Genomic DNA, 25,994 nt, shown 5'->3' on the forward strand with positions numbered 1-25,994 from the left:
CGCTCCAATCCCCATGAACTGTATTACAGCGAAACCGGCCGAGCCTGTCAATCCGCCGCTTTCCTCCTGCGCGGTGGAACTGCGCCACCGCAAGCCTATATTGTGGGCGACGTTGGCGGAGGAACGGGCCGATGCACTCACAGTCGATTGATCCGTGGACGCATGATCACGTGTTCCTGGGTCCCAGGCACGAGCGGAACGAGCGCCGGACCTGGTTCGTCGTCGCCCTGACGCTCGTGATGATGGTGGCTGAGATCATCGCCGGGATGCTGTTCGGCTCGATGGCCTTGCTCGCGGATGGCTGGCACATGGCCACCCATGCCGCTGCACTGGGAATCGCGGCCTTCGCCTATCGCTTTGCGCGCCGGCACATCGGCAATTCGCACTTCACTTTCGGCACCGGCAAGTTCGGCGACCTCGCCGCGTTTTCCAGCGCCATCATCCTGGGGATCATTGCGATCCAGATCGCGTATGAGAGCGTGATGCGACTGATCTCTCCCGTTCCGATCGCCTTTGGCGAGGCGATTGCGGTGGCGACGCTGGGTCTTGCCGTCAATCTCGTCAGTGCCTGGCTGCTGCGCGAAAGCCACGATCACCACCACGGCCATGCGCAGGACCACGATCATGATGAAGAGAAGGGCGATCATCATCACCGCCACCATCATCACCGCGACAACAACCTTCGCGCCGCCTATGTCCATGTGATGTCGGATGCCGCCACCTCGGTGCTCGCGATCGCGGCCCTCCTCCTGGCGATGCATTCGGGCTGGGTCTGGGCCGACCCGGCCGTCGGCCTCGTCGGCAGCGTGCTCATTGCGGGCTGGGCCGTCGGCCTGATCAGGGCGGCCGGCGCCGTTTTGCTCGACGTCAGGGCCGACGAGAAACTGGAAAACGTCATTCGCGCCCGGCTCGAGGCCGGCGAGGAGCGTGTCACCGACCTGCATCTGTGGCAGGTCGGCCCCGGCCACCGCGCCGCGGTGATCTCGCTTGTCTCCGATCACCCGAAGGAACCTGCCGTCTACAAGAGGCGCCTGCGCGGGCTGAAAGGCCTCAGCCACGTCACGGTTGAGGTGGAGAAGTGCTCGGATTAGGGAGTGGGGCTAGTCTGACGTGCTTTCCCCTGCAGCGTGCCAACTACTCTGCGCACAAGAGGAACTCGATAGGAGGCGCCTGGCTGCGGGTAGTCCGACGTTTCTTATGCGCGACCTTATTCGGTCATCGCATCGCTCCAACACTTCAGCGCCTTCAGGACCTCGATCTCGGGTAGATCCTGAATCGCCATACGTGGAGAAATCCCGAGCGGGTCCAATTCAAGCACGTCTCTAAAGAAAAGCGCCGGGACCAACTGTAGTCCCAGCTTGCGCAGACACGCTCCAGCCATATACCGCCCGACCGCACTCGCTGGAGGCCCGAGCATCGCTGCAACCGCATAGGCTTCGGACGCGTCGCGCCACTCTTCCCTCAAGTATCTTACCTGGCCAACCTCGGTCCATGCTTTCGAATCGAAGGGGTCGATTTCCACGAGTTGCAAAGCTCTTGAGAGAGCCAAGTCTCCGTGGCCCACCCATAGGGCCTCCTTGGTTCGGCTCTCAAGGAGGGCATGCATATTCTCCCGGAACAAAACCGATTGAGCGGTGGTCGTCGGCCTCATGCTTCTTGCATGAACCTCGGCGAGGTCCATTAACCGGCCCACTTCGCGCTTGTCGTTCTGCCGCTGCGGCAGAAAACCCATCCCTCGGTAGAAACGACTTGTGTAAAGATGCCGATCAAATTCATCCATTCCGGCCGACGCCGTTGAGATGGCTCTTTCGAATAAAGTCCCCCATTCCATCAGTTCGGAAACCGTCGCGCCCGTCTTGGCCTTTTGAACGAATACCTTTGCGACCGCGTTGAACCCGACAGGAACGACTTCGAGAGCATTGAGGGCGATATGCTGAAACGGCACCATATCCTCCACCTGATAGGTGGAGGCGCGTTTCAGCTGCTTGCCCAGAAAATTGGCTGACGCTCGCCAGAACATCAGGTGAATGTCGTTGGCGTCGGTCGAGTTCGCCGTACCCCCCGACTCGGGAATCAAGGTGAGCAAGAGGGGATACAGGCACATGGAATGCAGAAAAGAGGCGAGGCGAGATTGGCGATCGCGGCCAAGGTCGCGCCAATTGTCAAGTGCTCCGCAGAGCAGCGTCCAGCGGTCGCTGCGAAATCGTCCAGGCAGTTCGCGTGGATCGCTCAGCGCATAAGGTGCGCCAGCCTCTTCGCCCAACTGGATGCGAAATCCCGGTGGCATCGCGCGCTGCGGCAGAAAGTACGGCCTGCCTTCACTGGCAAATGCGCTCCACCCCTCTTCGATGCATTGGACGTGAAGCGGCCCTATCTCGACCGCGGTCAGATCGAGATAGGGACGCAGCATCCACAGCGAGAGACGCGAATCGAGTCTCTTCTCCGACGTCAGCCTATCCGAAGCATGCATACATGCCGTCACAGGCGCCGCTAATGTACTGTGCGCTCTTTTGCTTCTCTAAGAGCCAGTTGTCATAGTCATTGGCCAACTTTGAAAACTTTGCGCCGTAGCCCCCATTGGGGACATTGAACTCATCTGCAGATCTGAGCCTTGCGTGCTTGAGGCCGAGCTCGGAAAACGAATCCTTCAGATTCCTGTGCATGTGGCAGACCGGAGTAACTTCGAAAATCCGGTCCTTGTTTTCGACGCCTTCCAGAATCGTGGCGATCGTCTCCCATGTGCTCACCAGAAGGTGAAGGGCGGCAGCCTCATCCGTGTCGTCCGCAGCCTTGGCCATCGTTGCGGCTCCGCCATCGGTCTTCCGTCGTATTCTCTCTGCCTGCTGGTAGACCGGACTGGTTCGTAGGGTGTGGATCGCGATAAGCGCAGCAGCCTCATCCATGATCAATCTCCCATATTCATTCAGTCAAAATCGCTAAGCCCGCTGCCCCTGTAAAATCTACTCGCTCGTGCTGGAGTCCACAAGCGGCTCCCCCCAGAAGTGCATGCTCATCGCGCGAGCCAACGTCGTCGCCCTTTCGCGAAAAGCCTCGGCAGCTTCGTGCTGCCGTTCTGCTTCGAGAATCTGGCCTAAAGCGCGGTCGCAATGCGCTTCGAGCGGCCGCATCCCCATCTCCCGCGAAAGCCTCAGGGCGGCATCGAACCGCGACCTGGACTCGACCATCCTTCCATTCCGCCTTTCGATCTCGCCAAGAACCCTTAACGCATAAGCCTCGTTGGCGCTTTCCTCATGCGCGCGTGCGAGTGCAAGTGCTCGCGAGCCGGCAGCCAGAGCATCCTCAATTCGGTTTGCAAGAAGGTAAGCCTCGCTGACATACGCGAGTCGAAGCGAATGCCGGGCGGCGAAGCCTCTTGTCTCTGCGATCCTGATGCTTTCCTCAAGAATCGAGATTCCCTCACTCGGTCGGCCGTTAAACGTAAGCGCATAGCCAAGATGAAGGGATACGTAGGCAAACCCCACGGGGCTGTCCGCAAATGCGCCGGCCGCCAATGAGCGTTCAAACGATCGAACTGCACGTCTGAAGCGGCCTTGACGCAAGGCGACCACACCCAGACCAAGGTGCGCGTAGCCGATGCTGAATGGGTGATTGTGGTCTTCCGAAATTTGCAGCGCCTGCTCTCCAACGGTGTAGGCCTCCGCAAATTCACCGGTTTCGGCCAAGCCCCAGGCGATAAAGCTGCGCGCGAAGGCTGATGGCAGGACGAACATGCCGAAGCGCTCGCCAGCCAGTTCACCCTTCAAGTTCTCGGCGTTCCATCCGAAATATCTGTTCGCAGCCGCATAGTTGCCGCGCGTGTGGTACGCCAGTCCCAGGGGCAGATTCGTAACCACATGAAGCGGCACATCGTTGAGCTCCCTTGCGGCGTTTAGTGCTCGCTCGCCGGCCGCAGCGGACTCCGCGTAGCGACCCAACATCCAGAACTGCTCGGTGAAATATGACTGAACCCACCCCATGCGTCGCTTGTCATTGAGCCGGTCCGCCAGTTGTTCGGCGTCGTCCAAGTATCTTGCAATCCGCTTTCGATCTCCCAGTGGTTGAAGGGCGTTCCGTAGATCGAAACGCAGATCAATTGCCTGTTCCAGGTGGGCCTGATCGTCGGGGAGATGCGAGAGGGCCTCCAGGGCCTTTTCAAACAGAACCACGGCTTCAGGGTAGGCTTCACGGTCTGTCGCCTTTGCTCCGGCGCGTCTCAGGTACTGCACGGCCTTGTCGAAGAGATGCCCGCGCAAAGCATGGTCAGCCAGGCGCTCAACCTGCTCGTCGATGCGGTCTCGATAGATTGTTTCCATCTTTTGCACGACGCGTTCGTGCATTTCGCGCCTTCGTGCGTGGCGAAGACCCGAGTACGCCACGTCATGAGTAAGCGAGTGTTTAAAGGTGAGTTGGATGTCGGGAAAGAGCTGTGTGGTATAGAGGAATTCGGAAGCCTGCAGATTGGCGAGCAGACCTCGAACCTCGTCTTCTTTCATTCCACATGTCGCGTGCAGCAGCGCAAAGGGCACGTCATGGCCGATGACGGCGGCATCCTGCAAAAGCCGCTTTTCGGCAGTCGTCAGTGCGTCGATGCGCGCGGCAAGTACAGCCTGCACGGTCGGCGGAACTTCGGTTTCCGAAATCTGCCTCACGAGTTGATACTTGCCGCGGGTGCCTTCCAGAGCGTTGGTTTCGATCAACGCTCGGACGATCTCTTCGACAAAGAACGGGTTGCCGCCGGCGCGGCCAAGGATGAAGTTCTTCAGGGGAATCAGATCGGGTTCAGAGCCGAGCAAACCCTGAAGAAGCTCCGATACGTCTTCTGATGGGAGTGGATTGAGCCTGAGCTGGCGATAGCCCGGACGTCCTTCCCATTGGTCCCGGTATTCGGGTCGGTAGCTCACGATAAGCAGTAAACGAGCGTCGCGGGCGTCGACGACCAGTTCGTTCAACAGCCCGATCGTGAGGGAGTCGTTCCAGTGAAGGTCTTCGAATACGGCGACTACGGGCTGCCTGAGGTTTTCAGTCAGCAACAGTCGAGTGATCGCTTGATACGTGAACTGCCTATGCTGGATCGGATCGAGAGATTGAAATGGATGTTCCGCCTCGAGCGCATCGAGCAAATCCAGCATGGGCGGGATGATGTATTCCAAAGAAGGATCGAGATTCAGTATCTTGGTCGTTACTTTTTCGCGAATTGACCGCGCGTTGTCGCGATGGGTGATCTGAAAGTAAAAATTCCTGAGGAGCTCCGTGACCGGCAGATATGATGCCGAGTGACCATAGGACGCCGAGTTGGTCTCCAGTAGCAAGCAGCCGTCTGTGTCGTTCGAGTGAACAAACTCGTGAATCAGCCGCGACTTGCCGATTCCCGGTTCGCCGACCACCGCGACGACTTGCCCGTGCGCCGCACGTGCCTCCTCCAGCGCCTGCCGCAGTTGGGTCTTCTCAAGGTCACGGCCCACAAATTGAGTGAGGCCTCGGGAGGCGGCAGCCTGCAATCTCGTGCGCTCAGCGCCGCCCCCTGTGACCTCATAGACCTCGATCGGGTGGCCAAGCCCTTTCACCGATACCAGGCCAAGGGGCTTGGCTTCGACATACCCCTCCACCAGCCGGAACGTATTCGCGGTTGTCAGAACCGTTCCCGGAATCGCGAGTTGCTCCATGCGTGCTGCGAGATGGGCTGTTTCACCCACGACTGTGAAATCGACAAAGAGATCATTTCCGATCGACGAGACCACAATCTCGCCAGAGTTGATTCCGACCCGCAAAGTCACCGGGAGCGCATGCAGCCGGCGCGCCTCGATCGCATACTGAGAAATCCTTTCCTGCATGCGCAGTCCGGCGTAGCAGGCCCGCACAGCGTGATCTTCGTGGGCAACGGGTGCGCCAAACAGCGCCATCACGCCGTCTCCCATGACTCTGTTGACCATTCCCTCGTAGTGGTGGACGGCCTCCATCATTCGCTCGATGATGGGATCAAGGATCTGTTGAGCCTCCTCCGGGTCGCGCTCCGCTATCAATTCCATTGAGCTCTTAATGTCGGAAAATAGTATGGTGACTTGTTTCCTTTCGCCCTCGAATTCGCTCTTCGAAGTCAAAATGCGGTCTGCTAGATGTTTTGGAGTGTAGTTTCCTGGTGACGCAAAGCGGGAAAGTTGTGCCTGGTCGCCGAACGCGAGGATGTTACCGCATTCAGAGCAGAACTTCGCAGCAGGCGAGGCTTGCGTTCCGCATCGCGGGCATGCGCGCGTTAGAGGCGTCGCACATTCCTCGCAAAATTTCGCTTCCGAGCGATTTTCGTGCCGACAAATGGGACATCGCATGTGTGTCGCTGGACTCCGATGCGCGGCGATCGGAGGGTATCGCCTGGCAGGCGCGACGACAAGAAGCATGTACTGTTTCGAATGCGCGTAAGGAGATGGTCCGAAAATCCCGTGATGTGCAGAGGTTAGCACGCCTTTCGATGCGGGCTGTCCAGGTCGACTTCTGGACGTCACGATGGCACAGCGGGCTGAAATGCCGCCGGAGTTCTACGACTGGATTGCCAGCGCCCTAATTGCGCGGCGCCGTGACCGGGGGCGGGCCGATGTCGGTCGCCTTCTGCGGCTTCAGTGTGCCGGCATAAAAAGAAAGCAGGTAGACCAGGACGAGGATGACGAGGTACACGCCATAGGCTTGCGGCGGCGTAGTCGCCCACCGCACCAAACGCCTCAAACTGCCGGGATTGGTCTCTTCAGCCATGATGCCCGTTGTGCTCGAAAAGGAGCGCGAAGGGAAGGGCTTAACGATCCTCTCAGCCGCTATGCCCGCCGGTCCTTGGGAATGAAGAACAGGACGGCGAGCGCCGACAGGCTGAGGGCCGACGAGACGATCAGGATTCCGCTGCCCATGACATCAATGAGCAGGCCGAAGATCAACGGAGCGATGGCCTGCGCCATCCGCGCCGGCGCGCCGATGATGCCGAGCCGATAGCCATAGTCCTTCGGGCCGAAGATCGCGAGGGGAAGGGTGCCGCGCGCGATCGTCAGGATGCCGTTGCCCGAGCCGTGGAAGACCGCAAACAGACTGGCGGCGGGGGCGCCGGCGATCGCAACGATTGCAGCGCCAATAGGGTGGGTGATGCACGCTAGCCGGCTCGACAGGAGGGGATGATAGCGGCTCAGGATGGTTGCTTCGAAGACCCGGGCTGCCACCTGCGCCGGGCCGATCAGCGCTCCCGCCGCCACCGCCTGCACGGTGGTCGCGCCGGCAGTCTCCAGAATCCGCGGGAAATGTACCGCCATGGCGCTGGTGACCATCCAGGCGGCCGCGAAGACGAACCCGAGCAACATCATCGTTCGGTCGATCGGGATGTGCGGCTTGACCGCTGCAGTCAGTGCCGCCTTCGCGCCCTTGACCTTCGGCAGCATGAAGTAATTGAGCGGCAGGCCGATGATCAGATGGGCGGCGGCCCAGGCGAAACAGGTGTCACGCCAGCCGATATGGGCAAGGCCCCAGGCGGTGAGCGGCCAGCCCACCGTCGAGGCAAATCCCGCCATCAGCGTAATGCCCGTGATCGAACCGCGCGCATCATCGCCATAGATGCGCCCGAGCGCGGCAAAGGCGGCGTCGTAGAGGCCGGCCGCCATGCCAATTCCGAGCAGCAGCCAGGCGACAGCCATCACCGGCACCGAATAGGAAAAGCCTAATAGCACCAGCCCGGCCGCGATCGTCAGGTTGGAGATCGACAGCACCTGTCGGCCGCCGACCAGATCGATCTGCCGGCCGATGCGCGGGCCCAGTAATGCCGAAATGACCAGCGATGCCGAGAATGCGCCGAAGATCCAGTTCGGGGAGACGCCAAGATCGCGCGCCATGGGATCGGCAAGAATGGCCGGCAGGTAATAGCTGGAAGCCCAGGCCAGCGTTTGCGTCGTGCCCAGCGCCAGAATGATCGATAGCTGCCGCCGGTTCATTTTCTCGCGTTTTCGCCGCTTGTCCGCATTCGGCTCGTGCGGTCCCGTCAATCGCTTTTGCCTCCTTGGCGCGGGCGGCGTCAACAGCGATGGCGCATATTCGACCTGCGAATTGCGGGATGCTATGCCGGGGCTCCCGACAGCGGAGCCGATCATGACCGTGACGATCTACCACAACCCGTCCTGCGGCACCTCGCGCAATACCCTCGCGATGATCCGCCGCAGCGGTGTCGAACCTGAGGTCATCGAGTATCTGAAGCATCCGCCCAGCCGCGCGCGGCTCGTCGAGTTGATCAAGGCGATGGGCGTTTCCGTCCGCGAACTCCTGCGCGAGAAGGGCACACCCTACGCAGAACTCGGGCTTGCCGATCCCAAATGGACCGACGACGAACTGATCGATTTCATGTTGGCGCACCCGATCCTGATCAATCGGCCGATCGTGGTGACGCCGAAAGGCGCGCGGCTGTGCCGGCCGTCGGAGAAGGTGCTGGACCTGCTCGACAACCCGCCGGAGTCCTTCGCGAAGGAGGATGGCGAGATCGTCAGGCGCGACAGATCGTGAAGTCGGCGCCGGTCTTCAGTCTGCCACGAAGGCGCGGCATGATGGCGTATGGAACTGCCGTGCCGCCTGAACCTGATGAACTGGCTGGCCAGCCAGGCGCTCACGGGCCTTCCTGAAACCGATCTGCTCCGCGGGTTCTGCGAGCGCTGCTGCGCCGAGGGACTTGGTCTGTCGCGAGGCCTGGTTTTCATCGACACGCTGCATCCGATCTATGAAGGCCGCGGCTTTCGCTGGAACGATGCGGCGACGAACGAAAGCGACGTTTTCGAATACGGTTCGACCGCCGACGGAGAGGCGGCGCAGAACTGGCGGCGGTCGGTGTTCTTCCACATGCTCGAGCACGGCCACGACGAGATGCTGATCGACCTTTCAGGTTGCGGTGAACTCAACTTTTCCATGATCGGCGAACTGGCCGAGAAGGGCCATCGGCACCTTCTCGCCTTCGTGCACCGGTTCGGCGAAACCGGCGCGCTCGGCCAGATGGATTGTCTGTATTCCTATTGGCTGACCCGGAAGGAGCAGGGCTTCCGGGAGGGGCAATTGGCGGCGCTGCGCGACCTCGTGCCGGTTCTCGGGCTCGCGATCAAATCCGCCCAGCAAGTCGACATTATTCGCACGCTGGGACGCGTCTATCTCGGGCGCGACGCATCCGAGCAGGTGCTGCGCGGGCGCATCTCGCGCGGGGTGACCGAACGCATCAGCGCCGTGCTGTGGTATTCGGACCTGCGCGGTTCGACGGCGATCAGCGAAAGCATCTCACCCTCCGAGATCATTCCCTTCCTCAATGATTACGCGCAGGCCGCCATAGAGGCCATACACGATGCAGGCGGGGACGTCCTGAAGCTGATCGGCGACGGCGTGCTTGCAATCTTTGCCGGCGACGACATCGCGGCTGCGACGCGCGTCGCGTTGCGCGCTGAACATCTGTTCAGGCAGAACATCGCCGTCCTCAACGCCCGCCGCGCTGCCGACGGCCGGCTCACGACCTCGGCCTATGTCGGCCTGCATGTCGGCGAGGTCTTCTACGGCAATATCGGCAGCGAGGACCGGCTCGACTTCACGGTGATGGGGCCTGCGGTCAACGAGGTCAGCCGAATCGCCTCGATGAGCAGGTCGGTGGATCGCGAACTGCTGGTGTCCTCGGAGTTCCACGAAGGGCTTGACGCAGCGGGACGGAAGTATCTGGTTTCGACCGGCCGCTACGCGTTGCGCGGGATTGGACGGGCGCAGGATCTTTTCACGCTCGATCCTGACCTTGCCTCGGACGAGGCGGTGGTCGGCAGCTACGAGAAGTATCTTGCCCGCTGAACGCAGCCATGTTGATGCAGGTCAATGCAATTCCTGATGATCCCGTCTCAGCTTGCGAAGCAAGACGAAATGACCCGGAATGCCTCATGTACAAGCACATTCTGCTTCCCACCGATGGTTCTGATTTGTCGAAGGCGGCCATGAAACATGGCGTCGCCCTGGCGAAGACCATCGATGCCAAGGTCACGGCTCTGGTGGTGTCGACGCCGCTGCACTCGCTGGTGGTCGATCCGGGTTCGGTTTCGAAGGCGTTGGATCAGTACAAGGAACTGGTCGCCGCGCAGACGGCTAAATATCTCGAACATGTGCGCGAGGACGCCGAGCGTTCGGGCGTTCACTGCAACACCTTGTGCATCGAGCACGACAAGCCCTATGAGGCGATTGTCGACGCCGCCAAGAAATACAATTGCGATCTGGTGGTGATGGCCTCTCATGGCTTGCGGGGTGTTTCGGCCCTCCTCGGCAGCGAGACGCTGAAGGTGCTCACGCATAGTTCCGTGCCGATCCTGGTCTATCGCTAGGCCTGTGCGGGCCGGCCGTCGCCCATCATCTGCGGCTGGCGTACCAGCGCCACCGCCGGGGAGATAAGGATCGCGACCGCCTGTGCGGCGAAGATCGCAACCGCGAGATAGAGGCACGTCTCCGCGCCATATAATCCGCCGATGATGGCACCCAGCGCCGAGCCGAGCGGGCGCGCGCCATAGCTCATGATGTTGATGGCTGATACCCGTCCGAGCAGCCCGGGCGGGGTGACCGACTGCCGTAATGTCGTCGTGGAGATGACCCACAGGATCGGTCCGGCGCCGAGCAGGAAAAAGCTGAAGCCGGCGAGCCAGGCGATCGGCAGCAGGCTCGTGAGCGCCATCACGGCCGATGCCGCGAAGCCGGTCACCGGCCCGAGGCCGATCACGATACCAAACGGGATGCGGCGCATGACCCGGGTCGCGAGCAGCGCGCCGACGACCATGCCGATGCCGTACGTCGCCAGCGTGATGCCGACGCCGCTTGCGGACAGTCCGAGGTGCCGGACGGCGTAGGGGACGAAGACCGCAACCAGCATGAAGAAGCCGGTGTTGAAGATGAATTGGGTCACGAACACGGGCCGCAGCAGCGCATGGTGGAACACGAAGGCTGCGCCTTCCCGGATTTCCTGCCGGATTTCCTGGAGGGAAGGCCGGCGTGGGGCCTTCGCCCGTGTCGGTTCATGGATGCCGGCCAGCAGCACGACCGCGAGAGCTGAAAGCGATGCAGCGCAGCCAAAGGCGGGTCCTGCGCCAAGCCAGCCCACCAGCGCGCCGCCGAGCGCAGGGCCACTGGCGAAGGCGAGCGTGCGCGCGAGCTCGATCCGTGCGTTGGCCGCAGGCAGCAATTCCGGACGGACCAGCGAAGGCACCAGTGCCGGTGCCGCGACGCTATAGGCCACCGTGCCGCATACGGCCGCAAAGCCCAGTGCGGCGAGGAGCGGCAGGGTCAATCCGCCCAGCAGGATCAGCAGCAGGATCGCGGCAAGCGCCGTTGCCCGAAGCGCCTCTGCGCCCGCCATCAGCGCGCGCCGCGAGATCCGGTCGGCCAGAAGACCGGCGGGTATGGAGAACAGGACGAAGGGCAAGGTGAGGGCAGTCTGCAGCAGCCCGGTTTCGCCCTCGGCCACGCCGAGCAAAAGCACCGCGACGATGGGGGCGGCCGCGAGAGCGATTTGCTCCGCGGATTGGGCGGCGAGATTGGACCAGGCGAGGCGGCCAAAGGTGGACGGCAGGCTAAAGGTCGCTAACATGGCGAATTCCCGGTTGGTCGTGCAGGCGCCATTGTCCCGGCTTGCGGACGCAAACCCACCCGCTTCCTGACCTAAATCCGGGGGACCGAGGGGGAGTGGGTATCTAGATGCAGTTGCAAATTAGTTGCAAGAAAGGAAGTTTTGCGTCATCCTGACCACATGGACGCCCAATCCACTGATTTTCACCCTGAAATGGCCCGCTCGCCGGATGCCGGTGCTGCCACGCGGGGGTGGCGCAGGGAGCGGACGGTCCCTTCACTCGCCGACGTCTACGGCTCGGTGCGCACGGCGAAGGGTGGGTCGTTGTGGCGCAAGCTCCTGGCGTTCCTCGGCCCGGGCTATCTCGTCGCCGTCGGCTACATGGACCCGGGGAACTGGGCCACGTCTCTCGCGGGCGGCTCGAAGTTCGGCTATTCGCTGCTGACCGTCGCGCTCCTGTCCAACATCATGGCGATCGTGCTGCAGTCGCTGTGCACGCGGCTTGGCGTCGGCGCGGGCCGCGACCTCGCGCAGGCCTGCCGGGATTCGTTTCCGCGCTGGGTAAGCTGGCCGCTGTGGCTGTCAGCGGAAGTCGCCATCACCGCAACCGACCTTGCGGAAGTGATCGGCACGGCGATCGGTCTCAATCTCCTGTTCCACATTCCGCTCGAGATCGGCGTCATCATCACCGCGGCCGACGTATTCCTCGTGCTCGCGCTGCAGGCCTTCGGCTTCCGCTGGATCGAAGCGTTCGTCGTGGCCATGCTGGCCGTGATTGCGGCCTGTTTTGCGGTGCAGATCGCTTTGGCTGATCCCGATTGGGGCGGCGTGCTGCGCGGCTTTGCGCCGACGTCCGAAATCCTCGCCAATCGCGAGATGCTGTATCTGGCGCTCGGCATTCTCGGCGCGACCGTGATGCCGCACAACCTCTACCTCCATTCGGGCCTGGTGCAGACGCGCGGCTACGGCGAGACCGTTCAGGAAAAGCGCGAGGCGATCAAGCTCGCCACCATCGATTCCACGATCGCGCTGTGCTTTGCCCTCATCATCAACGCCTCGATCCTGATCCTGGCGGCGGCGACGTTCCATAATTCCGGTCAGACCGATGTCGCAGAACTTGAGCAGGCACATAGCTTTCTGCAGCCGCTCCTGGGCTCGGCAGTTGCGCCGACGCTGTTCGCGATCGCGCTGCTGTGCTGCGGCCTGAACTCCACCATCACCGCGACGCTGGCGGGCCAGATCGTGATGGAGGGTTTTCTGGATCTGCGGATTTCGCCCTGGCTCCGTCGTCTGACGACGCGAATGATCGCCATTCTGCCGGCCGTGGTCGTGACGATCTGGGCCGGTGAGAAGGCAACCGGTCAGTTGTTGATCCTGAGCCAGGTCGTGCTCAGCCTGCAATTGCCCTTCGCCGTGGTGCCGCTGGTGATGTTTACGGCCAGCCGCAGCAAGATGGGGCAGTTCGTCGCCCCGCGTTGGCTCACCGCTTTCGCCGCAGTGATCGCGGCGGTGATCATCGCGCTGAACGCGAAGCTGGTGTTCGATTTCGTAGCGGGTTGAACAGGATTGACGCGAATGGCGAGGACTTGATCGCCATTTGCTGCTCCTTCAACTAGTCCTGCGGTTCGGAGGCGATGTCGCCCGAGGCGTCGACGCGCAGCCAGCCCGAGGGCGCAAGCCTCTGCTGCGGCAGGAAGCGCGCCTTGTAGTCCATCTTCTTCGAGCCCTCGATCCAGTAGCCGAGATAGACGTATGGCAGGCCCTGTCGCCGGGCCCGGGCGATGTGGTCGAGGATCATGAAAGTGCCGAGGGAGCGGTCGACCAGCGTCGGATCGAAGAACGAATAGACCATCGACAACCCGTCGCTGAGCACGTCGGTCAGCGCCACCCCGACCAGTTCCTCGCCGCGTCCGGTGATGCCGCTGTCGGGGCCGCGACGGCGGTACTCGATGATCCTGGTCTCGACATGGGTGTCCTCGACCATCATCGCGTAGTCGAGCACGGTCATGTCGGCCATGCCGCCGTGACGATGCCGTGCATCGAGATAGCTACGAAACACCGAGTATTGCTCCGAGGTCGGAACCGCGCTGCGCTGCTCGCCGATGATGTCGGCGTTATGCGCCAGGACCTTGCGGAAGCTGCGGGACGGGCGGAACTCGTTGGCGATCACGCGCACCGAAACGCAGGCGCGGCATTGGTCGCACGCAGGACGATAGGCGATCGATTGGCTGCGCCGGAAACCGCCATGGGTGAGAAGGTCGTTGAGGTCTCCGGCGCGATCGCCGACCAGATGCGTGAACACCTTGCGCTCATGCCGCCCGGGCAGATACGGGCAAGGCGAGGGCGCCGTAAGGTAAAACTGTGGGGTGTCGCGCGAGTGTTGGGTCAAGGGATGTCGTCGGCCTCCGGAGCGAAGCAACGAGCAGCATCGCGCTCCGAAGGGTGTTGGTCAATTGGTTCGCTCAATAAGGGCGCGCGGCCTGTGCAATCGTGGAACGGACCGAGTTGTTGACGACGACGGTTCCCACCACAATGTCATGCAGCAGCCGGCGACGCGCGTTGAACAGCCCGACCAGAAGAACGAACGGCGTCAGCACGGATACCGAGATCCAGAACAGCACTGCGTGCATCGCGCCGAGCACGAAGTACCCGGGCGCGCCGTACCAGGTGCGCACTTCCAGGTCCATCAGGCGCATGCCGAGCGTCGCCGAATGAGGCCCGCCGATGCAGGCGCCGTAGTAGACCACGGCCCAGATCACCGACGCCGGTGACACCAGCCAGAACAGTACCCAGCCGAGACCGAGGGTCACCAGGCCAAATACGCCGATGAACAGGACGGCGAGGATCACCGGTACTGCGAGCACGAGCACGTCGATGAAGAAGGCGATCACGCGCCGGGTCACCACGCCGCGAAACAATTCCGGCTGCAGGTAAGGATCGAACGCATGCGGCGGGACGCCGCCGTCGTTGCGCCACGCACCGCCCGTATTACCCTGATCCGAATATGACATCGTTGGTCCTCCCGACCGTTCGGTCGCCAACAGGACATGGGAACCGCCTGAGCGGTTGCAAGAGCCAACGGAGATTACCGAACGGCAACATTGGGGGTGAGCTATCGCGTTGCCGGCTTGCGCCGGGGCGACGAGACTTTACCCCTGCTTCTTCAGCTTCTCCGCCGCCCGCGGCGCAAAATAGCTCAGCACGCCATCGGCGCCGGCGCGCTTGAAGCCGAGGAGGCTTTCCATCATCGCGCGTTCGCCGTCGATCCAGCCGTTGCCGGCGGCGGCTGCGATCATCGCGTATTCGCCGGATACCTGGTAGGCGAAGGTCGGCATCCCAAAAGCATCCTTCACCCGGCGAACCACATCGAGATACGGCATGCCCGGCTTGACCATCACCATGTCGGCGCCTTCGGCGATGTCGAGTTCGACCTCGCGCAAGGCTTCGTCCGAGTTGGCGCTGTCCATCTGGTAGGTGCGCTTGTCGCCGGTCAGCGTCTTGGCCGAACCGATCGCGTCGCGGAACGGCCCGTAGAAGGCCGAAGCATATTTCGCCGCATAGGCCATGATCTGGACGTCGAGGAAGCCGTCGCGATCGAGGCCGGCGCGGATGGCACCGATACGGCCGTCCATCATGTCCGACGGTGCAATGATATCGCAGCCCGCTTCCGCCTGGACCAGCGCTTGGCGGACCAGCACTGCCACCGTCTCGTCGTTCAGGATCTTGCCATCCGCGATCAGGCCGTCATGGCCGTGGCTGGTGAACGGATCGAGCGCGACGTCGCACAGCACACCCAGATCCGGGAACTCCTTCTTGATCGCGCGGACGGCCTGGCAGACGAGGTTGTTGGGGTTAGTGGCCTCCGAGCCAAGCTCGTCGCGCAAGGAAGCTTCGGTATACGGGAACAGCGCAATGCAGGGGATGTCGAGCTTCATCGCGCGCTCGGCGTCGCGAACCGCCTGGTCGACGCTCAGCCGATCCACGCCAGGCATGGAGCCGACAGGCTCGCGCTTGTTGTTGCCATCGATCAGGAACAGCGGCCAGATCAGATCGTCCGTGGTAAGCACGTTTTCGCGCACCAGGCGACGCGCCCACTCGGCCTTGCGGTTGCGGCGCAGGCGAACGGTCAAATCGAGGGGAGGGGCGCCGACCGCGGTCTCCCGGCGCGGCGTATCGCGCATTTCGATCGGACGTCCGAACTTGATCGCCATTTCCCTGTCTCCGGAATTCAAATTTGGCTCTTTGTAACATCTCGCATGGTTCCCGTCACGGCGGCTTGACCTGCCGCAAGCGGTACCTTTGGCGATTGATTTTGCGGCGCGAAGAGGCCAAGAGTCGGCCATGACCGCGCATCAATGCCCAGCGAGCCGCGACGAGCATGTCTGATACCTCCCGCGAGTCCGCCCGGGACGGCGCCATTTCGATGGGTGCCATCGCGTCCGAGCGCACCGAGCTCGACGAGAACGTCTGGACGCGGCGTCTTGTTCTGTTCCTGCGCGTGATGGCCGTGCTTTCCATCGCCAAGGGACTCTATCACTGGGCGCAGGTGACCGGCTTCATCGGCGGCGAGGACGAGGCGTTCGAAAACCAGTCGCTGGCCTGGCAGGCTGCGACGATCTATTTCGCTGTGATCGAACTCGTCGCAGCGGTCGGCCTGTGGCTCGCGACGCCATGGGGCGCGGTGGTGTGGCTGACGACGGTTGTGTCGATGGCTGTCATCGAGCTGATGTTTCCGGGCATCTACGGTGGCAGCCTGATCGTGGTGGTGATCGAGGCGGTGATGCTTGCCGCCTATCTTGGGCTCGCCTGGATGGCAGCACGCGAGCGCCCGCCGTAGCAGGGCGCGCACGGTTCCTAAAATTTTCATCGATTTTCGCGGTAATCCTTTGCACACCGTAAGCGGTTTGCCACATCCCTTACGTGGATGTTTCCAGGCGTGGCGGAGCTGTTTTGGAATGCGACACGGCGCGCGGCCAAAACGTGAACAGCGCGCTCTCACCGTGAAGGAACTATTGCCATAAGTGCTTGCGCTGCAGGCTTAATCAGCGATTCACTGTCTTAAATTCATGATGTCTTTATTGTCTTATTTAAGCTGATCTTCAAACCGCCCCTTTAAGTTGCGGCTATCAGGCGGGACCAAAGTTTCGTCGAATAAGTCGATAAAAACGACAACAGGGGAAGTGTCATGATGAAAGCCGTCGCAACTGCGGCAGAGAGCGCCGAACGCGCCAGCAGCCAGGGTTCGGTGCAGTCGCTTTATCTGGAAGCGTTGACGTTGGTGGAGCGGCTGCATCGCCGCCTGCTCGACGTCATCAAGGACGAATTCGATCGACGCGGCCGCGCCGACATCAACTCGGTGCAGGCGCTGCTGCTGTACAACATCGGCGACAAGGAACTGACGGCCGGCGAATTGCGCACGCGCGGCTACTATCTGGGCTCCAACGTCTCCTACAACCTGAAGAAGCTCGTCGAGCTCGGATTCCTCGATCATCAGCGCTCGCGCGTAGATCGCCGTTCGGTTCGCATCCGCCTGACCCCGCAGGGCCAGGAGATCCGTCGCATCGTCGATGCGCTCTATCAGAAGCACGTCAAGACGGTCGAACAGGTCGGTGGCATTTCGAGCGAGGAATTCTCCACGCTGAACAAGTCGCTGCATCGCCTCGAACGGTTCTGGACCGACCAGATCCTGTACCGGCTGTGAGCGCTTGAATGAACAGGGGCAACCGGCCTGAACAGGGGCCGGTCGCCTCTCAAGAACTGACCTTCCCCGGAGCGCGCACCGGCCGGGTTCCCCGGCTTGGTGCGTTTCCCATCTCGCGCTTGCGAAAATTCGGCTTCGCTTTGGAACTTGATCCTGCGTTCCGGCTTTCTAACGGGCCGTACCGGAGGATCTTGAGCCATGCTCGTCGAGCGCGGAATGCAGGTGATGAATGTGGAAGTGGTGGGCGAAGCCTATGCGATCGCCTCGAATTACTTGCGCCGCACCGGAGCCATCCCAGACAGTCTCGTCACGAGCGAACGGCTGATGGAGATCATCGTGCAGATGTTCCAGCGCGGCGAGTTCAACAAGCTCAGGCTGGCCAACAAGGCCATCGCGAAATACCAGGCCCAGCTTGCCTGATTGCGAGCACGGTCGCTGTCAACCAGAGGGGTGCCATGCAAGCCGCCATCGATCGCATCATGCAGACGTATGACCTCATGGCGAACCGCTCTCAGGCCGCGAGCGACGAAGCGCGCGCCAAGGTGACCGCCTATCTGACGACCTTGGTCGAAGGTGGCGAAAAGGACGTCCATCGCCTGACGATCTGCGGCCTGACCTATCTGCGTCAGCTCGACGGCAGCTACGATCCGGTCAAGGCGGGGTACACGGGGTTGTAAGGCAGGCGCCACCGACGGTCATGTTCCGGCCAGTGCCGAGGTTGCATGGCGGGTACTACCGTGTGGCGCGCACCGGCAATGGTGGGTATCGCCAAGCCGGGTACGGAACGAGGCGCCCATCGCGGGGACTGCTGCGTTTCCCGCCGTCCCCACAACATCTTGAAAAAATCAGCTCTCTACCGCAAATGCTTGGCCGGCGCGGTGCTTTGTGATAAGTCCCGCGGACCGCTTCCGACCGCCACCAAAGACCCCCGTAGCCCACCCAAGAGGCTGCGGCGGTGGAGATATTCGCTGATGACTTCTTCCTCGATCACCAAGACCGCTTCCGCGCCTGATTCCTTTTTCACGGCCTCGCTCGACCAGGCCGACCCGGAAATCGCTGCCGCGATCAAGGGTGAGCTCGGCCGCCAGCGGCATGAGATCGAGCTGATCGCGTCCGAAAACATCGTCAGCCGTGCGGTGCTGGAAGCGCAGGGCTCGGTGATGACCAACAAATACGCCGAGGGCTATCCGGGCAATCGCTACTACGGCGGCTGCGAATGGGTCGATGTCGCCGAAACGCTCGCCATCGAGCGCGCCAAGAAGCTGTTCGGCGCAAATTTCGCCAATGTGCAGCCCAACTCCGGAAGCCAGATGAACCAGGCGGCGTTTCTGGCGCTGCTGCAGCCCGGCGACACCTTCATGGGGCTGGATCTCGCCGCCGGCGGGCATCTCACCCATGGCTCGCCCGTCAACATGTCGGGCAAGTGGTTCAAGGCCCACCATTACACGGTTCGCCGCGAGGACCACATCATCGATATGGACGCTGTGGCCAAGCAGGCGGAGCAGGTCAAGCCGAAGCTGATCATCGCCGGCGGTTCGGCCTATTCGCGGTTCTGGGATTTCAAGCGTTTTCGCGAGATCGCCGACAGCGTCGGTGCCTATCTCCTGGTCGACATGGCGCACTTCGCGGGCCTCGTCGCCGGCGGCGTGCACCCGTCGCCGGTGCCGCACGCCCACGTCACCACGACCACCACGCATAAGTCGCTGCGCGGCCCGCGCGGCGGCCTGATCCTGTGGAACGACGAGCAGCTGACCAAGAAGCTGAATTCGGCCATCTTCCCCGGCCTGCAGGGCGGCCCGCTGATGCACGTGATCGCGGCGAAGGCGGTGGCCTTTGGCGAAGCCCTGCGTCCGGAATTCAAGGTCTACGCCCGGAACGTCGTCGAAAACGCCAAGGCGCTGGCGGAAAGCCTGCGCGCCAACGGGCTCGATATCGTCTCCGGGGGCACCGACAACCATTTGATGCTGGTCGACCTTCGGCCCAAGGGCCTGAAGGGCAACGTCTCGGAAAAGGCCCTGGTGCGCGCCGGCCTGACCTGCAACAAGAACGGCATTCCCTTCGATCCCGAGACGCCGTTCGTCACATCCGGCCTTCGCCTCGGCACACCCGCGACGACGACGCGCGGCTTCGGCGTCGCCGAATTCAAGCAGGTTGCCGCCATGATCGCGGAAGTGCTGAACGCGCTCGCCCAGTCCCCCGACGGCAAGGCGCCGCTGGTCGAGGCCGCGGTCAAGGAGAAGGTCAGGGCGCTTGCCGATCGGTTCCCGATCTATCAATGAGGATTTGAGGGCGGATGCGCTGTCCGAGCTGCAATAGTCTCGATACGCAGGTAAAGGACTCGCGTCCGACCGAGGACTCTTCCGTCATCCGGCGGCGGCGCGTATGCGTCGCCTGTGGTTTCCGCTTCACGACCTTCGAGCGCGTGCAGCTGCGCGAGCTGACCGTGATCAAGCGCAACGGCCGGCGCGTGCCGTTCGACCGCGACAAGCTGATGCGCTCGGTGCAGATTTCCCTGCGCAAGCGCCCGGTGGAGCCGGAGCGCGTGGAGAAGATGGTTTCCGCAATCGTCCGTGAGCTCGAAAGCGCGGGCGAGTCGGAGATCTCGTCGGAAGTGATCGGCGAGACCGTGATGGAGCATCTGCGCGCGCTCGACGATGTCGCCTATGTGCGCTTTGCTTCGGTGTACCGCAATTTCCGTGAGGCCAAGGACTTCGAGGCCGTGCTCGGCGAGCTCTCCGGCGAGGAGGAAGCCCGGCTTGCGGCGTTGCGCAAATGATCTTTCGCATCCTGGAAGATCAGCTCGGGCAGAAGATCCGGGAACAAAAGGAAGCTGATCGCCGCTTCATGGAGCAGGCGTTGATGCTCGGACGGCGCGGCCTTGGCCGAACCTGGCCCAATCCCGCCGTGGGTGCCGTCGTCGTCAAGGACGGCGTGATCCTCGGGCGCGGCTGGACCCAGCCCGGCGGCCGGCCCCACGGCGAGCCGGAGGCCCTGAGGCAGGCAGGTGAGGCGGCGCGCGGCGCCACCCTCTATGTAACGCTGGAGCCCTGTTCCCATTTCGGCAAGACGCCGCCCTGCGCGGACGCGGTGATCGAGGCGGGCATTGCGCGCGTCGTGTCGGCCATCGAGGATCCCAATCCGGAAGTCACAGGTAAGGGCCATGCGCGGCTCCGCGCCGCGGGTATCATCGTCGATGTGGGGCTGTGCGCAACGGAAGCTGCATACGACCATGCCGGTCATTTCCGTCGGGTCCGCGACCGGCGGCCCCATGTGATCCTCAAGCTCGCGGTCTCGACGGACGACAAGATCGCCGGTGCCGGCGGCAAGCCGGTCACGGTGACGGGCGAAGCGGCGCGCAGGCGCGCGCATCTGCTCCGCGCCCAGAGCGATGCTATTCTGATCGGGGTCGGCACCGCGCTCGCCGACGATCCGCTTCTTACGTGTCGCCTGCCGGGCATGGCGGCGCGCTCGCCGGTTCGGGTCGTGCTCGATCCGAGCCTGCGCCTTGTTACCTCCAGCAAGCTGGTTCAGTCGGCGCGGGAGACGCCGTTGTGGCTGGTCGGATCCGAACTCGCCGAAGCGGCCGCTGCGGCGAGGCTCGGCGCGGCCGGCGCGCAGATCATCCGCGTTCCTCCAGGGACTGCGACGGACCTCGATCCGTCCGCGGTGCTGCACGCGCTGGCGGACAAAGGCATTACGCGGCTCATGGTCGAAGGCGGAAGCCGCGTGGCATCCTCTTTCGTGAAGGCCGGCCTTGCCGATGAAGTCTGGCTGTTTCGCGGAAGCGAGGCCATCGGCCCCGACGGCGTCGATGCGCTCGATGCATTGCCGCTGTCGGAAATCACGCAGTCGCCCGCTTTTGCGGTCCGTGCTAGCGAGAGTTTCGGCAAGGATACTCTTACCATCTACGAGCGCACTTGAATGTTCACAGGCATTGTCACCGACATTGGGGAGATCGTCAGCCTGACGCCGACCGCGCAGGGGCAGCTGCACCGTCTGCGCATCGCCTGCCACTATGATCGTGCAACGATTGCGGATGGCGCTTCGATCGCCTGCAACGGCGTCTGCCTGACGGTCGTTGCTTCGGGCGTCGAGGCCGGCCGGACCTGGTTCGAGGTCGATACCGCCGCCGAAACGCTTCGCCTCACCACCGCCAGGCACTGGAAGGTCGGCACCAGGCTCAACCTCGAGCGCGCGCTCAAGATCGGCGACGAGCTCGGCGGCCATATCGTCGCGGGCCATGTCGACGGAATCGCGAACATCCTCAGCCGCGAGGACCTGCCCGACATGGCACGGTTCGAACTGCGAACCAGTCGCGAGCTTGCGCGCTTCATCGCGCCGAAAGGCTCGGTGACGCTGGACGGCGTTTCGCTGACCATCAATGCGGTCGGGGAGGTTACCTTCACGGTTCTGATCATCCCGCACACGCTCAGCGTGACCACCATCGGCAACTGGCGTGCCGCCGACGAGGTCAATATCGAGGTCGACCTGATGGCCCGCTACGCGGCGCGATTGACGGAAATGAAGTAGGAGAGACTGTCATACGCGGGCTTGACCCGCGTATCCATCCTCTTAACAAGAGGGCCGGTTGATCCGATGGATTGCCGGGTCAAGCCCGGCAATGACAAGACAGGTGCTCAATGGCAGACGCGCGGCGCGCTCCCCTGAAAGACCAGACCGACATCTCGGGCGCCCGGGCGCTGGTGGTCGAGGCGCGCTTCTATGACGACATCCAGGATGCGCTCCTGGAAGGCGCGGTCGCCGAATTGAAGGCGGCGGGCGTCAGCCATGACGTCATCACGGTTCCCGGTGCCCTGGAGATTCCCGCCGCCATTGCCATCGCGGTGGATGCGGCGGAGAAGAACGGCAGGCCCTATGATGCTGCAATTGCGCTCGGCTGCGTGATCCGCGGCGACACCATCCATTTCGAGATCGTCTCGATGGAATCCTCGCGCGCGCTGATGGATCTTGCGCTGGCGTGTAAGCTTCCGCTCGGCAACGGCATTCTGACCGTCAATACCGAAGCGCAGGCCTGGGCGCGCGCCCGCGCCAGCGAGCTCAACAAGGGCGGCGACGCCGCGCGCGCGGCACTGGCGATGCTGCGCATCAAGCGCCGGCTGGCGCGGGCTTGATCATGGCGGAAAACCCCAGGAAGCCGGCGAGGGGCCTGGAGAAGAAAGCGAACCGGCGCGGTGCCGCCCGGCTTGCCGCCGTGCAGGCGCTCTATCAGATGGACATCGGCGGCTCGGGGCTCAACGATATCTTCGCCGAATTTGAAAGCCATTGGCTCGGTGGCGAGGTCGAGGGCGAGAAATACCTGCCGGCCGAGGCGGCCTTCTTCCGCGACATCGTTTCCGGCGTGGTGCGCGACCAGAAGAAACTCGATCCGTTGATTGACGAGGCGCTGTCGAAAGGCTGGCCGCTGAAGCGGATCGACGCGATCCTTCGCGCGGTGCTGCGCGCCGGCGCCTATGAACTGGAACATCGCAAGGACGTGCCCGGCCGGGTCGTCGTCTCCGAATATGTCGACGTGGCGAATGCTTTTGTCGATCGCGAGGAGACCGGAATGGTGAATGCGGTTCTCGAGCAGATCGGGCGCCAGTTTCGCGCCGACGAGTTCGGGCGGGGATAGTTTATGCCGTCATTGGGAGGAGCGTAGCGACGAAGCAATCCAGACAGCCTCCGCGGGTCCATTTCTGGATTGCTTCGCTTGCAATGACGCCGGGATATGAGATCGGTCACGATGACGAACGGCAGCAAACCGGTATCGGGCGAGGATGCCCTGATCGCCCGCTATTTCAAGCCGCTGGCGACCGATCCCGGCGCATTTGGGCTCGGGGACGACGCCGCCATCGTGAAGCCCACCGACGAAGACATCGTGGTCAAGACCGACGCGATCGTGGAGGGCGTGCATTTCCTCACCGACGACCCACCCGATACGGTGGCGCGCAAGGCGCTGCGGGTGAATCTGTCCGATCTCGCCTCCAAGGGGGCTATCCCTGCTGGCTTCGTGCTTACGCTGGCATTGCGCAGCGTCGAGGATGCCTGGCTGGCGCCGTTTGCGCGCGCTCTGGGCGAAGACGCAAGCAGCTTTGGCTGTCCGTTGCTTGGCGGTGACACCGTCTCGACACCGGGGCCGCAGATGATCTCCATTGCCGCGCTCGGACGCGTGCCCGCGGGCAGGATGGTTCGCCGCAGCGGCGCGAAACCGGGCGATAGGGTCCTCGTCACAGGGACCATCGGCGATGCGACGCTCGGGCTTTCAGTCCTCAAGGGCGGCAGCATCGCCCAGGCGCTTTCCACAGATCCAGCCGCGCGGGATTCCCTGATCGGGCGATACCGCGTTCCACAGCCGCGCAATGCCCTGGCCCAGGCACTGCGCGAACATGCCAGCGCGGCCATGGACGTTTCCGACGGGCTCGCCGGCGACCTTGCAAAACTCTGTGCGGCTTCGGGCGTGTCGGCCGTGATCCAGGCGCCCAACGTCCCGCTATCGGCTCCCGCTGCCGCCCTGGTGGCTCGTGGCGCTGTCGCGATCGAGGCTCTGTTGTCCGGTGGCGATGATTACGAGATCCTCTGTACCGCCCCGGAGGACCGTTGTGATTTCTTGATTAAGGCCGGGCGGACCGTCGGGATTCCCGTTATTTCGATAGGCACCGTGGTAGCCGGGACCGGTCTGCCCCGTTTCCTGGACAGCGAGGGCAGGGAACTGGCCTTGAAACACCTGTCCTACAGCCATTTCTAGCGCGAGATCCTGACCCGACGGGTCTCCGTGGCGCAATGTGGGCGCCGGTTCTCGAAAAGATCATGCTCGATCAAAAACCTATGGGTGCGATGAGTGATTCTCGTCAGTCGAGCCGGGGAATTTTTTCGAATCTCGGAATTTCGCCGGGGATGGCGGGCCTCCGCCTAAATACTTGCCGAAATCTATGATTTTTGCGCTTCCGACGTTGCACCGCGATTGCGATTTTGGCATGGTCCGGCCGATTTAAGGCCGCCCTTTTGAGCAGGGCGGGCCGTGTTTTTGTGCGCCATCCGTTCCCAGCGGCGGTGGGCGTGGGGCAATACAGGATCTGAGGCAGACTTCACATGACAGCATTATGGTTGATCGTGCTCTGCGGGGCGCTTTCCATCGTCTACGCCATCTGGGCGACGAACTCCGTTCTGAAATCGGATGCCGGCACGCCGCGCATGCAGGAGATTGCGGCTGCGGTGCGTGAGGGCGCACAGGCTTATCTGCGCCGCCAGTACACCACGATCGGCTTCGTCGGCGTCGTGATCTTCTTGCTGCTCGCCTACTTCCTCGGCGTGCTGGTTGCCGTCGGCTTTGCCATCGGCGCCATCCTGTCGGGTGCGGCCGGCTTCATCGGCATGAACGTCTCGGTCCGTGCTAACGTGCGCACCGCGCAGGCTGCGACGACCTCGCTGGCCGGCGGTCTTGAGCTTGCCTTCAAGTCCGGCGCCATTACCGGACTTCTGGTCGCGGGTCTCGCGCTGCTCGGCGTGACCCTCTATTTCGGCTTCCTCACCTATTCGATGCATCTGGCCCCGGACAGCCGCACCGTCATCGACGCCATGGTCGCGCTCGGCTTCGGCGCCTCGCTGATTTCGATCTTCGCCCGTCTCGGCGGCGGCATCTTCACCAAGGGTGCTGACGTCGGCGGCGACCTCGTCGGCAAGGTCGAGGCCGGCATTCCCGAGGACGATCCGCGCAACCCGGCCACCATCGCCGACAACGTCGGCGACAACGTCGGTGACTGCGCCGGCATGGCGGCCGACCTGTTCGAGACGTACGCGGTGACCGCCGTCGCCACCATGGTTCTCGCGGCGATCTACTTCGCCAAGACACCGATCCTCACCAACATGATGACTCTGCCGCTCGCGATCGGCGGCATCTGCATCATCACCTCGATCCTCGGCACGTTCTTCGTGAAGCTCGGTGCCAACCAGTCGATCATGGGCGCGCTCTACAAGGGTCTGATTGCGACCGGCGTCCTGTCGCTGGTCGGCATCGCCGGCGTGATCTATTCCCTGATCGGTTTCGGCAAGCTCGCCGGCGTCGAATACACCGGCCTGGGGCTCTACGAATGCGGCGTGGTCGGCCTCGTCGTCACGGCGCTGATCATCTGGATCACCGAGTACTACACGGGTACCGACTATCGCCCGGTCAAGTCGATCGCGCAGGCCTCGGTCACCGGTCACGGCACCAACGTGATCCAGGGCCTTGCGATCTCGATGGAGGCGACCGCGCTGCCCGCGATCGTCATCATCGCCGGCATCCTCGTGACCTACAGCCTTGCCGGCCTGTTCGGCATCGCCATTGCCACCGCGACCATGCTGTCGCTGGCCGGCATGATCGTGGCGCTCGACGCCTTCGGTCCGGTGACCGACAACGCCGGCGGCATCGCCGAAATGGCCGGCCTGCCGAAGGAAGTTCGCAAGTCGACCGACGCGCTCGACGCCGTCGGCAACACCACCAAGGCGGTCACCAAGGGCTATGCGATCGGCTCGGCCGGTCTCGGTGCCCTGGTGCTGTTTGCGGCCTACAATGAGGACCTCAAGTTCTTCATTGCGGATTCCGCACATCACGCCTACTTCGCCGGTGTCAAACCGGACTTCTCGCTCAGCAACCCGTACGTGGTCGTGGGCCTGTTGTTCGGCGGCCTGCTGCCGTATCTGTTCGGCGCGATGGGCATGACCGCGGTGGGTCGTGCG

The 25,994-nt window shown here is 62.8% G+C and carries 26 protein-coding genes; 17 read left to right on the plus strand and 9 right to left on the minus strand.

The annotated features are described in order from the left end of the window. Positions 1-131: 131 nt before the first annotated feature. On the plus strand, positions 132-1,091 hold the full coding sequence (dmeF, locus tag HY852_RS10600) for a CDF family Co(II)/Ni(II) efflux transporter DmeF (protein WP_291604585.1): 960 nt from the start codon (positions 132-134) through the stop codon (positions 1,089-1,091). Between the two features lie 116 nt (positions 1,092-1,207). Here dmeF and HY852_RS10605 read toward each other — a convergent pair whose 3' ends face one another. The 5 genes from HY852_RS10605 to HY852_RS10625 form a co-directional block, all read right to left on the minus strand. Beyond that, positions 1,208-2,410, minus strand: coding sequence for a hypothetical protein (locus HY852_RS10605; RefSeq protein ID WP_291604586.1), 1,203 nt, complete (start codon positions 2,408-2,410; stop codon positions 1,208-1,210). A gap of 43 nt (positions 2,411-2,453) precedes the next feature. Further along, on the minus strand, positions 2,454-2,903 hold the full coding sequence (locus HY852_RS10610; protein WP_291604587.1) for a hypothetical protein: 450 nt from the start codon (positions 2,901-2,903) through the stop codon (positions 2,454-2,456). Between the two features lie 57 nt (positions 2,904-2,960). Beyond that, positions 2,961-6,392: an adenylate/guanylate cyclase domain-containing protein gene (locus HY852_RS10615; protein WP_367116357.1), complete on the minus strand. Its 3,432-nt coding sequence runs from the start codon at positions 6,390-6,392 to the stop codon at positions 2,961-2,963. 160 nt (positions 6,393-6,552) lie between these two features. Further along, the gene (locus HY852_RS10620; protein ID WP_367116358.1) at positions 6,553-6,702 is read right to left on the minus strand and encodes a hypothetical protein; all 150 of its coding nucleotides are present in this window, start codon (positions 6,700-6,702) and stop codon (positions 6,553-6,555) included. 98 nt (positions 6,703-6,800) lie between these two features. Next, positions 6,801-7,955 (minus strand): MFS transporter, encoded by a 1,155-nt coding sequence (locus HY852_RS10625; RefSeq protein WP_291604589.1) that lies wholly within the window; start codon positions 7,953-7,955, stop codon positions 6,801-6,803. A gap of 154 nt (positions 7,956-8,109) precedes the next feature. Between HY852_RS10625 and arsC the strand changes: the two genes are divergently transcribed. The 3 genes from arsC to HY852_RS10640 all read left to right on the plus strand — a co-directional run bounded on the left by arsC (position 8,110) and on the right by HY852_RS10640 (position 10,346). Then, entirely contained in the window at positions 8,110-8,517 is a 408-nt protein-coding gene (gene arsC, locus HY852_RS10630; protein ID WP_291604591.1) for an arsenate reductase (glutaredoxin), read from the plus strand. A gap of 48 nt (positions 8,518-8,565) precedes the next feature. Beyond that, positions 8,566-9,825 carry an adenylate/guanylate cyclase domain-containing protein gene (locus HY852_RS10635; RefSeq protein ID WP_291604592.1) on the plus strand — a complete coding sequence of 420 codons (1,260 nt, stop codon included), beginning with the start codon at positions 8,566-8,568 and terminating at the stop codon, positions 9,823-9,825. Between the two features lie 86 nt (positions 9,826-9,911). Next, entirely contained in the window at positions 9,912-10,346 is a 435-nt protein-coding gene (locus tag HY852_RS10640; protein ID WP_291604593.1) for a universal stress protein, read from the plus strand. Here HY852_RS10640 and HY852_RS10645 read toward each other — a convergent pair. Continuing rightward, complete coding sequence (locus tag HY852_RS10645) at positions 10,343-11,599, minus strand: MFS transporter (RefSeq protein WP_291604595.1); 1,257 nt, start codon at positions 11,597-11,599, stop codon at positions 10,343-10,345. The two genes, HY852_RS10640 and HY852_RS10645, sit on opposite strands and share 4 nt — an antisense overlap. A 192-nt stretch (positions 11,600-11,791) precedes the next feature. Here HY852_RS10645 and HY852_RS10650 point away from each other — a divergent pair, with 192 nt between their 5' ends. Then, positions 11,792-13,138 (plus strand): Nramp family divalent metal transporter, encoded by a 1,347-nt coding sequence (locus HY852_RS10650; RefSeq protein WP_291604597.1) that lies wholly within the window; start codon positions 11,792-11,794, stop codon positions 13,136-13,138. Positions 13,139-13,190: 52 nt separating this feature from the next. On the opposite strand, the gene HY852_RS10655 is transcribed toward HY852_RS10650, so the two are convergent. From HY852_RS10655 to hemB, 3 genes are all read right to left on the minus strand, one after another. Further along, positions 13,191-13,967, minus strand: coding sequence for an arginyltransferase (locus tag HY852_RS10655; RefSeq protein WP_291604599.1), 777 nt, complete (start codon positions 13,965-13,967; stop codon positions 13,191-13,193). Positions 13,968-14,040: 73 nt separating this feature from the next. Next, on the minus strand, positions 14,041-14,589 hold the full coding sequence (locus HY852_RS10660) for an RDD family protein (RefSeq protein ID WP_291604601.1): 549 nt from the start codon (positions 14,587-14,589) through the stop codon (positions 14,041-14,043). A 138-nt stretch (positions 14,590-14,727) separates the two neighbouring features. Continuing rightward, positions 14,728-15,789 (minus strand): porphobilinogen synthase, encoded by a 1,062-nt coding sequence (hemB, locus tag HY852_RS10665; protein WP_291604603.1) that lies wholly within the window; start codon positions 15,787-15,789, stop codon positions 14,728-14,730. A 167-nt stretch (positions 15,790-15,956) separates the two neighbouring features. Here hemB and HY852_RS10670 point away from each other — a divergent pair, with 167 nt between their 5' ends. The 12 genes from HY852_RS10670 to HY852_RS10725 form a co-directional block, all read left to right on the plus strand. Beyond that, on the plus strand, positions 15,957-16,415 hold the full coding sequence (locus tag HY852_RS10670; RefSeq protein ID WP_291604605.1) for a DUF6163 family protein: 459 nt from the start codon (positions 15,957-15,959) through the stop codon (positions 16,413-16,415). Positions 16,416-16,763: 348 nt separating this feature from the next. Further along, positions 16,764-17,279, plus strand: a complete 516-nt coding sequence (locus HY852_RS10675; protein ID WP_291604606.1) for a MarR family winged helix-turn-helix transcriptional regulator — start codon at positions 16,764-16,766, stop codon at positions 17,277-17,279. A 198-nt stretch (positions 17,280-17,477) separates the two neighbouring features. Next, on the plus strand, positions 17,478-17,699 hold the full coding sequence (locus tag HY852_RS10680) for a hypothetical protein (RefSeq protein ID WP_291604607.1): 222 nt from the start codon (positions 17,478-17,480) through the stop codon (positions 17,697-17,699). Positions 17,700-17,734: 35 nt separating this feature from the next. Continuing rightward, a complete protein-coding gene (locus HY852_RS10685) occupies positions 17,735-17,956 on the plus strand; it encodes a hypothetical protein (RefSeq protein ID WP_291604608.1) in 222 nt (73 codons plus the stop codon). Positions 17,957-18,250: 294 nt separating this feature from the next. Further along, positions 18,251-19,558 carry a serine hydroxymethyltransferase gene (gene glyA, locus HY852_RS10690; protein ID WP_291604609.1) on the plus strand — a complete coding sequence of 436 codons (1,308 nt, stop codon included), beginning with the start codon at positions 18,251-18,253 and terminating at the stop codon, positions 19,556-19,558. 14 nt (positions 19,559-19,572) lie between these two features. Further along, entirely contained in the window at positions 19,573-20,055 is a 483-nt protein-coding gene (nrdR, locus tag HY852_RS10695) for a transcriptional regulator NrdR (RefSeq protein WP_291604611.1), read from the plus strand. After that, the gene (gene ribD, locus HY852_RS10700; protein WP_291604612.1) at positions 20,052-21,200 is read left to right on the plus strand and encodes a bifunctional diaminohydroxyphosphoribosylaminopyrimidine deaminase/5-amino-6-(5-phosphoribosylamino)uracil reductase RibD; all 1,149 of its coding nucleotides are present in this window, start codon (positions 20,052-20,054) and stop codon (positions 21,198-21,200) included. The genes nrdR and ribD overlap by 4 nt, the downstream gene beginning before the upstream one ends. Next, entirely contained in the window at positions 21,201-21,809 is a 609-nt protein-coding gene (locus tag HY852_RS10705) for a riboflavin synthase (RefSeq protein WP_291604613.1), read from the plus strand. Positions 21,810-21,919: 110 nt separating this feature from the next. Then, positions 21,920-22,411 carry a 6,7-dimethyl-8-ribityllumazine synthase gene (gene ribH / locus HY852_RS10710; protein ID WP_291604615.1) on the plus strand — a complete coding sequence of 164 codons (492 nt, stop codon included), beginning with the start codon at positions 21,920-21,922 and terminating at the stop codon, positions 22,409-22,411. A 2-nt stretch (positions 22,412-22,413) separates the two neighbouring features. Next, a complete protein-coding gene (nusB, locus tag HY852_RS10715) occupies positions 22,414-22,911 on the plus strand; it encodes a transcription antitermination factor NusB (protein WP_291604616.1) in 498 nt (165 codons plus the stop codon). A gap of 111 nt (positions 22,912-23,022) precedes the next feature. Then, complete coding sequence (gene thiL, locus HY852_RS10720) at positions 23,023-24,024, plus strand: thiamine-phosphate kinase (protein WP_291604617.1); 1,002 nt, start codon at positions 23,023-23,025, stop codon at positions 24,022-24,024. Between the two features lie 344 nt (positions 24,025-24,368). Further along, a partial coding sequence (locus HY852_RS10725) for a sodium-translocating pyrophosphatase (RefSeq protein WP_291604619.1) occupies positions 24,369-25,994 on the plus strand: 1,626 nt, incomplete at its 3' end.

Origin of the sequence: Bradyrhizobium sp. (assembly GCF_016213215.1) — a bacterium.
GTDB lineage: Bacteria > Pseudomonadota > Alphaproteobacteria > Rhizobiales > Xanthobacteraceae > Bradyrhizobium.